Below are 13,336 nucleotides of genomic sequence, written 5' to 3' on the forward strand. Positions count from 1 at the left end.
AGGAGGCACGATGGAACCGGTGCTGGTCACGGGCGCGGCCGGAGGGCGGCAGGGGTCGACCGGGCTGCACGTCGCCCGCATGCTGCTCGAACGCGGGCAGGCCGTCCGGGCGCTGGTGCGCCACGACGACGCCAGGGCCGACCGCCTGCGCGCGCTGGGCGCGCAGGTCGTCCTCGGCGACCTGCGCGAGATCACCTCGGTGATGCCCGCCCTCGACGGGGTGCGACGGGCGTTCTTCACCTATCCGGTGACCGCCGGCATGCTCGACGCCGCGGCCGTCTTCGCGGCGGCCGCCCGGCGGGAAGGGCTCGAACGCGTCGTCGAGGTCTCGCAGCTCGCGGCCGACCCCTACGCGGGCACGCCGCACATGCGCCGCCACTGGGTCGCGGAAGAGCTGTTCGACCGGGCCGGCGCCGGCGCGGTCCACCTGCGCGCGGGGGTGTTCTTCGAGAACCTCGCCGTCCTGGTGCGGGCCGGCGGCGGACGCGAGCTGACGCTGCCGCTCGGGTCGCCCGAGACGGTGCTCCCGCTGGTCGCGGCCACGGACGTGGCCCGGGTGGCGGTCGGCGCGCTGACCTCCGCCGAGGGCGCGGCCGATCCGGTGATCCGGCTGACCGGCGAGGTCATGACCATCGGCGACGCCGCGCGCGCCTTCGGCGAGGGCCTGGTCTACGTCGACCAGCATCCGGGGGAGTGGCGGCGCAAGGCGATGGCGCTCTACGACGACCCGGTGGCCGTCGAGCACCTGTCCCACCTGTGGGAGCTGTTCCGCGTCATCGGCGGCCACCACGAGCTCTACCAGGTGACCGAGGCGATCGAACGCGTCGGCGGGCGCCCGCCGCTCACACTGCGCGAGTTCGCCGCCGCCGAAGGGCCGTTCTGCTGAGGCCGATGGCCTGATCCGAGGGACGGGTGGCCCGATCGACGGCCATGGGTGGCGCCCTCCGGCGCCTTGAGGGGTTCGATGACCCCGAAACCGACCGGAAGGACGATCACCATGTGGATCACGCGCGGCCGAGGCCGTACATGACCGCGGTCACTTCTCCCCTTCAGGGTGAGCGCGCGGTCGTCGCCCGGCAGGTGCTGATCGCGCTCGGCCTGGCCACCGGGCCGGTGGTCGCGCTCGGCTTCACCCGCTTCGCCTACGCCCTGCTGCTGCCCGCCATGCACCACACCCTCGGGTGGTCCTACGCGCAGGCCGGCAGCATGAACACCGCCAACGCCGCCGGCTACATCCTGGGCGCCGCGTCCGCCGCCCACTGGGCGCGCAGGCTCGGCGACCGCGCCGCGTTCCTGTGGAGCCTGGCCCTCAGCGCCCTCGCGCTGCTGGCCGCCGCCGTGTGGACGGACTTCGCCGCGCTGCTGGCGTCTCGGTTCGTCGGAGGGCTGGCCACGGCCGTCACCTTCGTCGTCGGCTCGGCGCTGGCTTCCCGCGTCGCCGCCGGCCCGCCGCCGGCCGCCGGCGTCTCTGGCGCGCCGCCGGCCTCGGGCCGGTCGGCCGGCACCCGCGGCGTCGCGGGCGCCCCGCGACGCCGCTCCGTGCTGCCGGTCGCGGTCTACATGGCGGGCGTCGGCATCGGGGTGGTCATCTCCGGGCTCCTCGTGCCCGCCGCGCTGTCGGCCGGCGACTGCGGCTGGCGGCTGGGCTGGCTGCTCATGGGCGCCGCCGCCGTGGTCGCGCTGCTGCCCGCCTGGCTCGGTGCGAGGCACGTCCCCGACCTCGCCGGCACGCACGCCGCCGTCCTGGCCCGGCACCAGTTGCGCCGCCTCGCCCCGACCTTCGTGTGGTACGTCTTGTTCGGCGCCGGATATGTCAGCTACATGACCTTCGTGATCGCGTTGCTGAGGACGCAGGGCCTCGGCTCCTCGACGACCGCGCTGTTCTTCGTCGTGCTCGGGCTCTCCTCGGCGGTCACCACGCTCGCCGTCTGGAGCCACCTGGCCGGACGGCTGCGCGGCGGCCGGGCGCTGGCGCTCGTCGCGGCGCTGGTCTTCGCGGGCGTGCTGCCCGTGCTGCTCATGACGCCCGGCCCGTTCCCTGCCCTGCTGTCGGCGGTGGTCTTCGGCGCCGGGTTCATGGCGGGCCCGACCGCGGCCACCCTCATCGCCCGGCGGATGCTGCCGGCGACCGGCTGGACGGCGGGCATCGCCCTGCTCACGGTCGCCTTCTCCGTCGGGCAGGCCGCGGGCCCGCTGGTGTCGGGCCTGCTGTCCGACGGCGACGGCGGCATCGCCCGGGGGCTGTGGCTCTCGGCCGGCCTGCTCGTCATCGCGGCGCTCACCGCGCTCTTCCATCGCGAGCACGCCCCGTCCTGACCCGGAGGAACCATGCGCGACGACACTCCCGCCGCGGTCGATGGCTCCGCCGCGGGGTCACGAGGTCGGCTGGCCGCGAGCCGGTCGCGCGACATGATGAGCACGCCGCATCTCGCGCACCACGGTGCCGCCGCCGCCCGCCGTCCTAGGAGGGGAGCAGACTGAAGCCATGGTCACGCCGCACGAGCATGAGGGACGCACCGTGGTCGTCGTCGTGTACGACGGCGTCCGCCTGCTGGATGTGACCGGGCCGCTGGAGGTGTTCACCATGGCCGGCGAGCACGGCGCCGGCTACCGCCCGCTCATCGCCTCGCTCGGCGGGCGCGACATCAAGACCAGCGGCGGCGTCCGGCTGGGCGCCGACGCGGCCCTTGAGGAGCTCGGCGACGGCGGGCACATCCTGCTCGTGCCGGGCAGCCCCGACGTGGACGCGGCGTCCGCCGACCGGCCGCTGCTCGACCAGGTGCGGCGGCTGTCCGGACGCGCCGGGAACACCGCCTCGGTCTGCGCCGGAGCTTTCGTCCTGGCCGCCGCCGGGCTGCTGGACGGGCGGCGCGCGGCCACGCACTGGGAACTGGCCGAGCGGCTCGCCGGGGCGTACCCGGGCATCGAGGTGGACCGGGACGCGATCTTCGTCAGGGACGGCGACATCGTCACCTCGGCGGGAGTGAGCTCGGGCATCGACCTCGCGCTCGGGCTGGTCGAGCGGGACTACGGCGCCGACCTGGCCCGCACCGTCGCCAAGCACCTGGTGGTGTTCATGCAGCGGCCCGGCGGCCAGTCGCAGTTCAGCGTCCGCCTGCTGGCGGGTGGGCAGCGCTGCACGCCGCTGCGCCCGGTGCTGGACGCCGTCGCCGTCGACCCGGCTGGCGACCACGGCCTGGCCGCCATGGCCGCGCGCGCCGGGCTCAGCGTGCGGCAGCTCACCCGCCTGTTCCGGCAGGAGACCGGGCTCAGCCCGGCCAGGTACGTCGAGCTGACCCGCCTGGAGAGCGCCCGCAACATGCTGGAGACCAGCGACAGGCCGCTCGACGTCGTGGCTCGCCGCATCGGCTTCGGCTCCCCGGAGACGATGCGGCGGGCGTTCATCCGCGAACTGGGCGTGCCGCCCGCCGCCTACCGCGCCCGATTCCGCACCACCCGCCCCCCGTCCCCGCGCACCGCCGGCTGATCGACGGACTCGGCGGCCTGCCCGTCTCGGACGACGGGAACGGGCAGCAGACCGGGCCTGACCGCTCGGGGGAGGGGGGACGGGACCGGGTGAACGGCCGAGCCTGACCGCCCGGGGGGACGGGGCAAGTGAAAGGCCGGGTTGACCGGCCGGGCGGACGGCTGGGGCGGACGGGATCTTGTGGCGGGATATCGTTGCGGGATGGTGCGTCAGCGGGTGGTCGCCTGTGTCGCCGCCGCGGTGACCGTCGTGGCGGGGCTCGGCGTCCGGGTGGTGTTCGACGGCTCGGCGGCGAAGTACGCCGGTGACCTGCTCTACACCGTCCTGCTGTACACCCTCGTGCTGGCGGCGGCGCCGCGCCTGCGGCCCGCGCGGGCGGCGGCCGTCGCGCTGACCGCGAGCTGGCTGGTCGAGCTCGCCCAGCTCACCGGCGTCCCGGCCGAGCTGGCCGCCCACACCCCGGTCGCCCGCCTGGTGTTCGGCACGACCTTCAACGCCCCCGATCTGCTCTGGTACACCGTGGGCGCGCTGCTGTGCTGGGCCGCTCACACCGCCGCGACAGCGGCCGTCTCCCGCCACCCCGGCCCGATCTCGTCCCCCGGAACGGGACCGGCGGGGTGAGACGTAAGACGGGTCAGGTGGCGAAGGGGATGCCTCCGGCGGCCTCGTGGGCCTCGACGAGAGCCTGCGGGGCGGTGAGACACCACGCCTCGGTGACCAGCTCGAACAGCTCATCGGCGTCGATCTTGTCGAGGTGGACCACGACCCACCCGAAACGACCGGCGGTGAACTGGACCTCGAACACCTCGGGCCGCTCGGCGACCAGGGCCATCTGCTCGTCGATCGTCGCCTTCAGCCCGACGGTGCGCGTGCGCTCCCACACGTAGCCGAAGCCCTTGCCCCGCACCTTCAACGTCGTCCACTCGCCGGCGTCCGCCTGCTTCACCTCAGGCAGCCTGGCCAGCATGTCGAGGAACTCATCAATGCTCACGCCCATGACCAACCTCTACCAGAGCCGACCGACATTCCCCGAACGGCCGCCGCGGCCGGACTGCGGGATAATCGCCTCGGCCGGAAGGTCGTGATCGATATGACGCCCAAGTGGGTCCCGTGGCACCGGGCCGCCTCTACCAGCCCGTACGACGCGCTGGCCTTCGTCCCCCAGCGCGGCTTCGCCGACCAGACCGTCCGGCATGTCGTCCACCTGCACCGCGGCGCCACGACGGTGCGCCTGCGGATGAGCAACCGCTTCGGCAGGGATCCCCTGACCATCGGGATGATCCGCGTCGCCGCCCACCTCGGCGGCGGCCGGACCGCGGCGGACGGCGCCGTGGCGACCTTCGGCGGCGCGGCGCGGGCGGTGATCCCCGCGGGGGAGGAGGCGGTCACCGACCCGGTGGAGATCGCGTCAGGCGACGCCCGCGAGCTCGCGGTGAGCGTGTACGTCCCGGAGCCCACCGGGCCGGCCACCTGTCACCCGGCGGCACTGCGCACCGGATACGTGACGCGCGGCGACACCACCGCCGAGGCCGAGCCCGCCACGGCCGAGACGATCGGCGCGCTCTACTGGCTGAACGGGGTGGACGCTCTCGCGCCCGCCGGCGACGAGCCGGTCATCGTGGCGTTCGGCGACTCGCTCACCGACGGGGACGGCACCACCATGGACGCCGACCAGCGCTATCCGGACCATCTGTCCAGACGGCTGGGCGTGCCGGTGCTGAACATGGGGATCGCCGGCAACAGGCTGCTGCGCGACGGGTACGGACAGGCGGGGCTGGCCCGGTTCCGGCGCGACGCGCTGGAGGTCCCCGGCGTCACGCACGTCATCGTCGAGCTGGGGATCAACGACATCGGCATCGCCGCGGCCTACGGACTGCCCGCGCCGGACGCCGCGGACATCACCGCCGGGCTGGCCGCGCTCGCCCGCGAGGCCAGGGCGGCCGGGGTGGTCCCGGTCGTGGCGACGCTGCCCCCGTTCGAGGGCACGCTGATCCCCGGCTACCACACCGAGGAGGGCGACCTGGTGAGAGGCGAGGTCAACGCGTGGATCCGCGGCACCCCCGAGTTCGCCGCCGTGCTCGACATCGACGCCGCGCTGCGCGACCCCGCGCGGCCGGCCGCCTACCGCGCCGGCCTGGACAGCGGTGACCACCTCCACCCGAGCGACGCCGGCGCGGCCGCCATCGCCGCGGCCGCCGACCCGGCCCTGTTCGGCGCCGCCTGCCGCTGACCGTCCGGCACGCTGACGAGGATCTCCTGCGCGCGGTGGTCGGACATGCCCAGCGGGTCGATCAGGCGGTAGCCGTGGACGCGGGCCGCCGAGGTGAAGGTCCAGTCGAGCTGCCACAGAGCGGGACCACTGGCGGGCCACGACGAAGGATGCAGGTCGGGAACCGCCCGGTTGGCGCTGGACAGCCGGTCGAACAGCCAGTCCATGTCGCCCATCGCCGCCGTGCTGTTGAAGTCGCCGCTGACGAGGACCGGCCCGGCGTTCGCGCCGACGTCGTCGCGCAGGCCGTCGAACTGGGCCTTGCGCGCGGCGTCCCTCGCCCGCAGGTTGGTGTAGAAGCGGGAGGTCAGCGGGTTCTTGTCCAGCATGTACTGCGTGGGGATGTGCACGTTGTACACCGACAGGGTGGCGGCGCCGACGCGCAGGTCCGTCCGCAGCACCTTGGCGAACTCGAACGCCGAGATCCAGGGCGATCGGGGCCCGAGCGTCCTCGCCGGGCCGACCGGCGGGCTCGCGACGATGGGGAGGCGCGACAGCGTGATCAGCTCACCCTGGGCCACGATGTGGTACCCGGGGAACTCCCGGCGGAGGCGGGCCAGGTCGTCCACCTGCCGCGGCAGGTCGTCGTCGGTCCAGTTCAGATACTCCTGCAGCAGGTAGACGTCGGCGCGCTGCTCCTTGAGGAACCGGTAGAACCGGTCGGGGTCGTCGTCCTGGTGCCAATACTCGGTGTTCCAGGAGAACAGGCGCACGGCGCCGGCCGGCGGGGGGCCGGCGGCAGCGGGCGCCACGCCAAGGTTCAGCCCGCTGCGCCCGGCGCCGAGGAGCAGCGCGGCGGCGGTCAGGACGGCGCACCACCGCCAGGCCCGCCCGGCCAGCGGCGCGGCGGCCAGCAGCACGAGGGGGACGGCCAGGTAGACCAGCGGCGGCGCCAGGTCGGGCACCAGCCACAGCCAGAACCGGCCGGACAGCAGGTGCTGCAGGGCGACGTAGGCGAGCCAGGCCCCGGCGCCGCACATCACCAGGCGGATCCGCCATCGGGGCGCCTCCGCGGTCGAGAAGCGTCTGGAGATCACGCGCCAGTACATCCCCGCCCCGTATCCCGCCAACGCCCCGCCGACATCCCAGCATTATCCGCGACGGACTCCTGATCGTCGATCTCCGCGGACATGCGCGGCGCCCCGGCCGAGCGGCGAGGACCTGTCGCGGACGTGACCGCCGAATTGTCGCCGGCCCGCGACCGCCGATCCGGGGACGGCGGAATCGGCCCGTACCTGCCGTCGGTTCGTCAGATCGCGCTGGAGGAGCCGCCCTGAGCGGCCGCGGCGGCGTCCCGATGGCGGTCGGCGTACGGCGCTGAGCGGGCGAGGCGGTGGCCCAGACGCTGGGCGGGGCGTTCGACGAGGCGGTAGGTGACCCAGGCCGCGGGCAGGATCAGCGCGACGAACAGCGCGGCCATGAGGAGCTGGACCTGCCAGGCAGACCAGCGCAGGTCACCGGTCAGCGAGACGTACAGCCGCAGCAGCGGGTGGTGCAGTAGGTAGAGCGAGTAGCTGACCAGTCCGAGCCAGGTGAGCGCGCGGGGGACGCGCCTGCGGCGCCACGCGAACGCGCCCGCGAAGGTCGCGCAGGCCAGCGCGACGGTGGTGATCCACACCGGCGGCTCGACCCACCACCACCCGGCCTGCAGGGCCGGTAGCGGGGTGAGGGCGACCAGCGCCATGGTGAGCGCGACGGGCCAGAACGGGCCCGCGCCGCGCTCCCAGCGGTGCACGGCGGTGCCGGCGAACATCACCGCGAGGATGAGCACCCCGAACCAGGGCACCCGGCTGCTCAGGAACAGCAGCGCCAGCGCCATGACGCCGAGCGCCACGGCGCCGGTCCTGCGGAACCGCCCGGACACCACGCACGCGATGCCGATCGCGAACACCGCGCCCGACACCCAGGCGAGCCAGGCGCCGCGCAGCGCGGCGGAGGGGACGAATGCGGCCACGACGACGGCCGCGACGCCGAACAGCACCGCGGGCACGGCGCCGCGCCGGTGCGCGCCGGTCACGAACAGCGCGGTGACCACCAGGTAGAAGACCATCTCGTAGGACAGCGTCCACATGGTGTCGGCGACGCCTCCGACGCCGATCACGTCCAGCAGCATGGTGGCGTGCGCGACGGCCGAGGCCGGGTCGCGCGGCACCGCGTCGCGCACCGGCAGGTGCCAGGCCATCGCCAGCACCAGGCCGATGACCAGGAGGTACAGCGGGTACAGCCGGAAGGCGCGGCTGATCCAGAACGCGCGCACGTCCGCGTGCCGTTCCAGCGAGGCCGGGATGATGTAGCCGCTGACCAGGAAGAACACCAGCACGCCGTAGATGCCGAGGTTGAACCAGTAGGGCCGCAGCCACGGGACCACCCACGGCAGCAGATGCTCGCCGACCACCGCGGCGGCCCCGATGCCGCGCAGGGCGTCCAGCCACGCCAGCCGGGAGGAAGGGCTCGCCGCGGACACGGACGGCGCACCGGGCTCGACAGACACCCGACACAACCTACCGAACGCCGTCCCGCGCCCGTGCCCACCGGCATGCTCCGCGCCGGCCCGCCCCGCCTCGCGTCACCGCGCCTTCCCTCCCCGGCCGCGCGTCACCGCGCCGGCCCGTCCGGCCGCGCGTCACAGTGCCGGTCGTGCGGCCGCGTGCTCGGCGTCGAGTTCCTCGCCCTGGTGGACCTCCGTGTCCACCGGCGCCTCGGCGGTGAGGTGGAACCAGCCGTTGGTGTCGATGCCGGTGGTGAGGTGGCCGTTGATGGCGTGGAGGCGGGTGGTGAGGTTGCCGAGGCCGTTGCCGCCGTTGAGGGTGGGGGTGGTGGAGGTGGGGTCGACGCCGTCGTTGGCGATGTGGAGGCGGATGGTGTGGTGGTGGTCGTTGGGGTGGTGGTGGGGTTGGGTGGTGGCGTGGATGGTGGCGTGCTGGGCTTTGCTGTGGCGGAGGATGTTGGTGACGGCTTCGCGAAGGACGGTGGCGAGGACGGTTTCGATGTGGGGGGGTAGGTCGGGGGTGGTGAGGGTGGTGGTGACGTCGATGTCGGCGGCGGTCAGGACGCTGGTGGCGGAGTCGGCTTCGGTGGTGAGGGACATGGTGCGGTAGCCGTTGGCGACGGTTCGGACGTCGGCGAGGGCTTGGCGGGCGACGGTGAGGATGTCGGTGATCTCGTCGCGGGCGCGGTGGGGGTTTGCGGGGAGGAGGCGGTGGGTGAGTTCGCTTTTGAGGGTGATGGCGGAGAGGCTGTAGCCGAGTAGGTCGTGCAGGTCGCGGGCGACGCGCAGGCGTTCGCGGGTGACGGCCATGCGGGCGAGTTGGCCGCGCGCGGCGTACAGCTCGCCGACCAGCGTCGACAACGAGCTCATCCCGTACACGATCAGGCTGGTGAGCAGGCTTGAGATCGTCAGGTACACCAGATATCGGGGCGAGGCGCCGAGCAGCACCGACAGCGGCAGCACGCTGCCCACGATGGCCGCGTACAGCGCCCAGCCGGCGCCTCCCGGCATGACCAGCAGCACCGACCCGCCGAGGAAGCCGACCATGGAGCCCCACGGGCCGCCGATCCACCACAGGGGCAGATAGCTGACGAGCGCCTGGGCGCCCAGGGTGAGCGCGCGGGCGCGCCACGACCAGCCCTGCGGCCGGCGGAACGAGTGGACCAGCTGCAAGGTGAAGTCGGCGACGAGGCACGCCGCGAACCCGAGCAGAGCGGCCGAGCCGGGGCCGGTGTCCATCACGTTGATCAGCATGATCGCCGCGTATCCCGTCAGCACCACCAGAGTGACGGGGAGCGCCTGGCGCGGTCCCCACATGTCCGTGTCCACGTCGTCGGCGCGCATTCTCGCCCGGGGGAGCGGGAGCGCCTGTCTCAGCCGACGCCGCGCCGACCGTGCCGACCACCGGGACGGGACGCGCGGCGCCGCGGGGACCGCCGGGACGGGGGGACGCGCGAAGCGGGGGACGATCGCGTCCGAGGCGGGCGCCTGTTCCGGGACGGCACCGGGCGCGGCGGGGCCCGTGCTGACCTGGGCGGTGAGGTGGAACCAGCCGTTGGTGTCGATGCCGGTGGTGAGGTGGCCGTTGATGGCGTGGAGGCGGGTGGTGAGGTTGCCGAGGCCGTTGCCGCCGTTGAGGGTGGGGGTGGTGGAGGTGGGGTCGACGCCGTCGTTGGCGATGTGGAGGCGGATGGTGTGGTGGTGGTCGTTGGGGTGGTGGTGGGGTTGGGTGGTGGCGTGGATGGTGGCGTGCTGGGCTTTGCTGTGGCGGAGGATGTTGGTGACGGCTTCGCGAAGGACGGTGGCGAGGACGGTTTCGATGTGGGGGGGTAGGTCGGGGGTGGTGAGGGTGGTGGTGACGTCGATGTCGGCGGCGGTCAGGACGCTGGTGGCGGAGTCGGCTTCGGTGGTGAGGGACATGGTGCGGTAGCCGTTGGCGACGGTTCGGACGTCGGCGAGGGCTTGGCGGGCGACGGTGAGGATGTCGGTGATCTCGTCGCGGGCGCGGTGGGGGTTTGCGGGGAGGAGGCGGTGGGTGAGTTCGCTTTTGAGGGTGATGGCGGAGAGGCTGTAGCCGAGTAGGTCGTGCAGGTCGCGGGCGACGCGCAGGCGTTCGCGGGTGACGGCCATGCGGGCGAGTTGGCCGCGCGCGGCGTACAGCTCGCCGACCAGCGTCGACAACGAGCTCATCCCGTAGACCACCAGGCCGGTGAGCAGTGTGAAACCGGTGCCGTAGGCCACGCCCACGGGGCCCACGTTCTGGGCGGCGAGCACCGGGAGGATCGACGCGCCGCCGGCGGCGTACAGGCCCCAGCGCGCGCGTCCGGGCACCGCCAGCAGCACCGAACCGGCGAGAAAGCCCAGCATGCCTCCCCACGCGTCGCCCAGCCACAAGAACGGCAGGTAGGTGGCGAGCGCCTGTAGCGTGAGGGTGAGAGCCCTGGTGCGGGCCCGCCAGTGACGCGGTTCGGCCACCGAGTGTGCCAGCTGAAGGGTGAAGACGAGCATCAGGCAGACGGCGAAGCCGGCGAGCCGGGCCGGGTCCGGGCCGGTCACGAGCACGTTGATGATCGTGGTCAGCGCGAACCCGGCCAGCATGACCAGGATGAGGGGCAGCACCACCCGCGGCGTCCACGGCCGCTCCTCCGCCTCGCCGGAAGGAGAGTAGGCGGGCGCCGCTCGCGGCGCCCGCCTCGGCCGCTGCAGTGAAAGCCCGCGTGACACTTCGCTGTCCATTGACTCCCGCTTCGAAGCGCGAGGACTGGGAGCGCTCCCACAGGTGCCCGAGGGTACACGGGTGTCCATGGATGGTGCGCGCCGTGATCAGGGTCTCAGGGGGATTCTACGGAAGACAAGGGGCGTCGCTCATCGTGGTGGAGCGAGGTTTCGAAGTGGGACGGACCGGGCGTGGGGAAGTGGTGCGGAACGTCGCGGGGCGGGCGCGGAGGCCTCCTGACGGAAAGGCGTGCCTGGACGGGCGGGAAAGCGGCCGGGTGCGGCCTGATGCGGCGAGGTGCGGCGAGGTGGGGGAGCGCGTCGTGTGTGCTACGTCCGCCGCCGTGCCTCCCGAGCGCGCTCCGCGGACGGGGCGATCGGCCGGGGCGTCGCCGGCGCCGGATCAGCCGCAGTAGGTGGGCAGCGCGAAGGCGGGGGTGGAGCCGTCCAGTTCCTCGATGACCAGATCGAGGTCCAGGCCGAGAAGTGATTCCGACGCGTTTTCCCGGCTGTCGGACTGAATGTCGAACACGGCGAGGGCGTCGCTTTCGAGGGACGCCGCGGCCTCCGGTTCCGCCCAGGACCCGGCCATGAACTCGATGAAGTGCCGGCCGGTGTCGATCGTGCAGGTGGGCATGGCCTTCTCCTGTTCTCGCGGTGTGTTTCCCAGCTGAGTCAATTGTGCGGCGAAAGGCGGTGTAAAAGGTAGTCAGCGTTTCACGAGCCGGTTATGAATTTCTCATGGTACGCATTTCCTGCGGCATCCCCGAGGCTTTGACGCCGACGTGGCGCACGCCCGATACGCGGTCAGCCGGCGGTCTCGCGCAGCAACTCGGCGGCGAGGTCTCCCCAGACGGGGTCGTTGGCGGGACGGCGGCCGGGCGGCAGGCCCGTCGGCCCCTCCTCGCGGTGGCCGAGCGCGAACCCGCTGACGCACGACTCGGTGCGCCAGTCGGTGCGGAGCGCCCGGGCCGTCGCCTCGATGTCGGCGGCGCCGAGCGCGCATCCGGCCAGGCCCATGGCCGCGCTGACCAGGTACAGCGTCTGGATGAGCGCACCGGCGTTCTTCAGGATGAGCGCGTACCCCGGGCCGGTGTACTTCCACGACACGCGCCGGAACCGCGCGGTGACCAAGATGAGCACCGGCGGGACGGTCGCCAGGCCGGCCGACAGCCGCGCGCGGTCGATGAGCTCACGAAGGTCGACCGCGTCCACGTCGATCGGCTCCAGCCGGTGACCCAGCGGATCGTAGTGGTACACCCCGTCGCGGATGCCCGAGCATCCGTTGACCGCGGTGTACAGCTCCAGCTCGTAGGCCGAGCCCGTGCTGGCGTAGGGACGGTCGCTGGCCGGCCCGGCGCCCGCGCCGGAGGAGGCGGAGGAACCGACCAGGGAGCGCACCCGCGCCGTCCGGTACAGCACCTCGCCGAGCTGCCGGGCGGTCAGCGGCTCGCCGCGGAAGCGGTCGGTGGGCCGGTGGCCCTCGATGGCGGCGGTGAGCGGCGGGTCCGCGGCGATGAGCCGGTCCCAGCACGGCCGGGGCAGCGAGACGTACCCGCCGTCGGTGGCCGGCTTGGTCACGGGCTCGACGGACCACCGCTCGCCCATGGGGTAGGTGGCGCCGAAGTCGCGGTCGTGCCTGCCGAGGGTCGAGCGGGTGTGGAACATCAGGTCCTGCGGCAGCCAGGTGACCAGGGCCGGGTCGGTGTCCTCGGCGAACACCGGCGGCCTGGCAGACTCGCCGGGTTCCGCCTGCACCACCATGCCGGCGGCCACCAGGTAGGCGAGGGCCTCGGCTCCCGGCACGGACGGCGGCAGCCCGGCCAGCGCGGCGGACGGGGTCATCGCCCGGCTCAGCGCGCCGATGAGCGCCATCGCCTCGGCCCGGTGGAACACCACCCGGTGCAGCGACAGCGGCGACTCCAGGCAGTACACGCCGTCCTCGGCGCGCAGCACCGCGAACCTGGACATGCGCACCGCGCGCACCGGGGACAGCCGCGCGGGCTGGAAGCGCGCCTGCCGGCTCACCGGCACCACCGAGATCAGCGCCCGCTCCTGGTCCAGCCCGATCGAGCGGACGACCAGGTGCTGCATCCGCGAGAGCAGCCGGTCCAGTTGGGCACGGTCGGCGGGGTCGCTGATCGCGTTCTCCAGCGAGACCGGTCCGAGGCTCATCCGGCGCAGCGCCTCCACCACCTTGGGCGCGGGATGCGGAACGCTCTCGTCGCCCCATCGGTTGTGCAGGATCACCACGTTTTCGCCGGCGTCCGGCTCCACGTGCACGTCCTCGCGCAGCGACCAGAGGAGGAAGCCGCCGGGGGCGGCTTCCCTGTCCTGAGGTGGGGACACGCGGCTTCTCCAGGTTCGTGTCACGGCA

The 13,336-nt window shown here is 73.3% G+C and carries 11 protein-coding genes; 5 read left to right on the forward strand and 6 right to left on the reverse strand.

Annotated elements, in window-relative coordinates:
• Positions 1–10: 10 nt before the first annotated feature.
• The 4 genes from ACZ6QO_RS21545 (at position 11) to ACZ6QO_RS21560 (ending at position 4,108) form a co-directional block, all read left to right on the forward strand.
• Positions 11–886, forward strand: coding sequence for an NmrA family NAD(P)-binding protein (locus tag ACZ6QO_RS21545; RefSeq protein WP_465853164.1), 876 nt, complete (start codon positions 11–13; stop codon positions 884–886).
• Between the two features lie 113 nt (positions 887–999).
• Positions 1,000–2,316: a YbfB/YjiJ family MFS transporter gene (locus ACZ6QO_RS21550; RefSeq protein WP_465853166.1), complete on the forward strand. Its 1,317-nt coding sequence runs from the start codon at positions 1,000–1,002 to the stop codon at positions 2,314–2,316.
• A gap of 169 nt (positions 2,317–2,485) precedes the next feature.
• Complete coding sequence (locus ACZ6QO_RS21555; RefSeq protein WP_465853168.1) at positions 2,486–3,487, forward strand: GlxA family transcriptional regulator; 1,002 nt, start codon at positions 2,486–2,488, stop codon at positions 3,485–3,487.
• A gap of 201 nt (positions 3,488–3,688) precedes the next feature.
• The gene (locus ACZ6QO_RS21560) at positions 3,689–4,108 is read left to right on the forward strand and encodes a ribosomal maturation YjgA family protein (RefSeq protein WP_465853170.1); all 420 of its coding nucleotides are present in this window, start codon (positions 3,689–3,691) and stop codon (positions 4,106–4,108) included.
• A gap of 13 nt (positions 4,109–4,121) precedes the next feature.
• On the opposite strand, the gene ACZ6QO_RS21565 is transcribed toward ACZ6QO_RS21560, so the two are convergent.
• Positions 4,122–4,484, reverse strand: a complete 363-nt coding sequence (locus tag ACZ6QO_RS21565; RefSeq protein ID WP_465853172.1) for an MmcQ/YjbR family DNA-binding protein — start codon at positions 4,482–4,484, stop codon at positions 4,122–4,124.
• Between the two features lie 93 nt (positions 4,485–4,577).
• Here ACZ6QO_RS21565 and ACZ6QO_RS21570 point away from each other — a divergent pair, with 93 nt between their 5' ends.
• Positions 4,578–5,717: a GDSL-type esterase/lipase family protein gene (locus tag ACZ6QO_RS21570; RefSeq protein ID WP_465853174.1), complete on the forward strand. Its 1,140-nt coding sequence runs from the start codon at positions 4,578–4,580 to the stop codon at positions 5,715–5,717.
• On the opposite strand, the gene ACZ6QO_RS21575 is transcribed toward ACZ6QO_RS21570, so the two are convergent.
• From ACZ6QO_RS21575 to ACZ6QO_RS21595, 5 genes are all read right to left on the reverse strand, one after another.
• The gene (locus tag ACZ6QO_RS21575; RefSeq protein WP_465853176.1) at positions 5,609–6,793 is read right to left on the reverse strand and encodes an endonuclease/exonuclease/phosphatase family protein; all 1,185 of its coding nucleotides are present in this window, start codon (positions 6,791–6,793) and stop codon (positions 5,609–5,611) included. The genes ACZ6QO_RS21570 and ACZ6QO_RS21575 overlap by 109 nt on opposite strands.
• Before the next feature lie 212 nt (positions 6,794–7,005).
• Positions 7,006–8,247: an acyltransferase family protein gene (locus ACZ6QO_RS21580; RefSeq protein WP_465853178.1), complete on the reverse strand. Its 1,242-nt coding sequence runs from the start codon at positions 8,245–8,247 to the stop codon at positions 7,006–7,008.
• A gap of 132 nt (positions 8,248–8,379) precedes the next feature.
• On the reverse strand, positions 8,380–10,980 hold the full coding sequence (locus tag ACZ6QO_RS21585; protein WP_465853180.1) for a sensor histidine kinase: 2,601 nt from the start codon (positions 10,978–10,980) through the stop codon (positions 8,380–8,382).
• 382 nt (positions 10,981–11,362) lie between these two features.
• Positions 11,363–11,596: a hypothetical protein gene (locus tag ACZ6QO_RS21590; protein ID WP_465853182.1), complete on the reverse strand. Its 234-nt coding sequence runs from the start codon at positions 11,594–11,596 to the stop codon at positions 11,363–11,365.
• Positions 11,597–11,766: 170 nt separating this feature from the next.
• Positions 11,767–13,308, reverse strand: coding sequence for a SagB/ThcOx family dehydrogenase (locus ACZ6QO_RS21595; protein WP_465853184.1), 1,542 nt, complete (start codon positions 13,306–13,308; stop codon positions 11,767–11,769).
• Positions 13,309–13,336: the final 28 nt, after the last annotated feature.

The sequence above is a fragment of the Sphaerisporangium sp. NPDC049457 genome (assembly GCF_055586705.1).

What these genes read in the sequence shown, in the direction of transcription:
- ACZ6QO_RS21545 (WP_465853164.1), top strand. Translation starts at nt 11, where the DNA reads ATGGAACCGGTGCTGGTCACGGGCGCGGCCGGAGGGCGGCAGGGGTCG.
- ACZ6QO_RS21555 (WP_465853168.1), top strand. Translation starts at nt 2,486, where the DNA reads ATGGTCACGCCGCACGAGCATGAGGGACGCACCGTGGTCGTCGTCGTG.
- ACZ6QO_RS21560 (WP_465853170.1), top strand. Translation starts at nt 3,689, where the DNA reads ATGGTGCGTCAGCGGGTGGTCGCCTGTGTCGCCGCCGCGGTGACCGTC.
- ACZ6QO_RS21565 (WP_465853172.1), bottom strand. Translation starts at nt 4,484, where the DNA reads ATGGGCGTGAGCATTGATGAGTTCCTCGACATGCTGGCCAGGCTGCCT.
- ACZ6QO_RS21570 (WP_465853174.1), top strand. Translation starts at nt 4,578, where the DNA reads ATGACGCCCAAGTGGGTCCCGTGGCACCGGGCCGCCTCTACCAGCCCG.
- ACZ6QO_RS21585 (WP_465853180.1), bottom strand. Translation starts at nt 10,980, where the DNA reads ATGGACAGCGAAGTGTCACGCGGGCTTTCACTGCAGCGGCCGAGGCGG.
- ACZ6QO_RS21590 (WP_465853182.1), bottom strand. Translation starts at nt 11,596, where the DNA reads ATGCCCACCTGCACGATCGACACCGGCCGGCACTTCATCGAGTTCATG.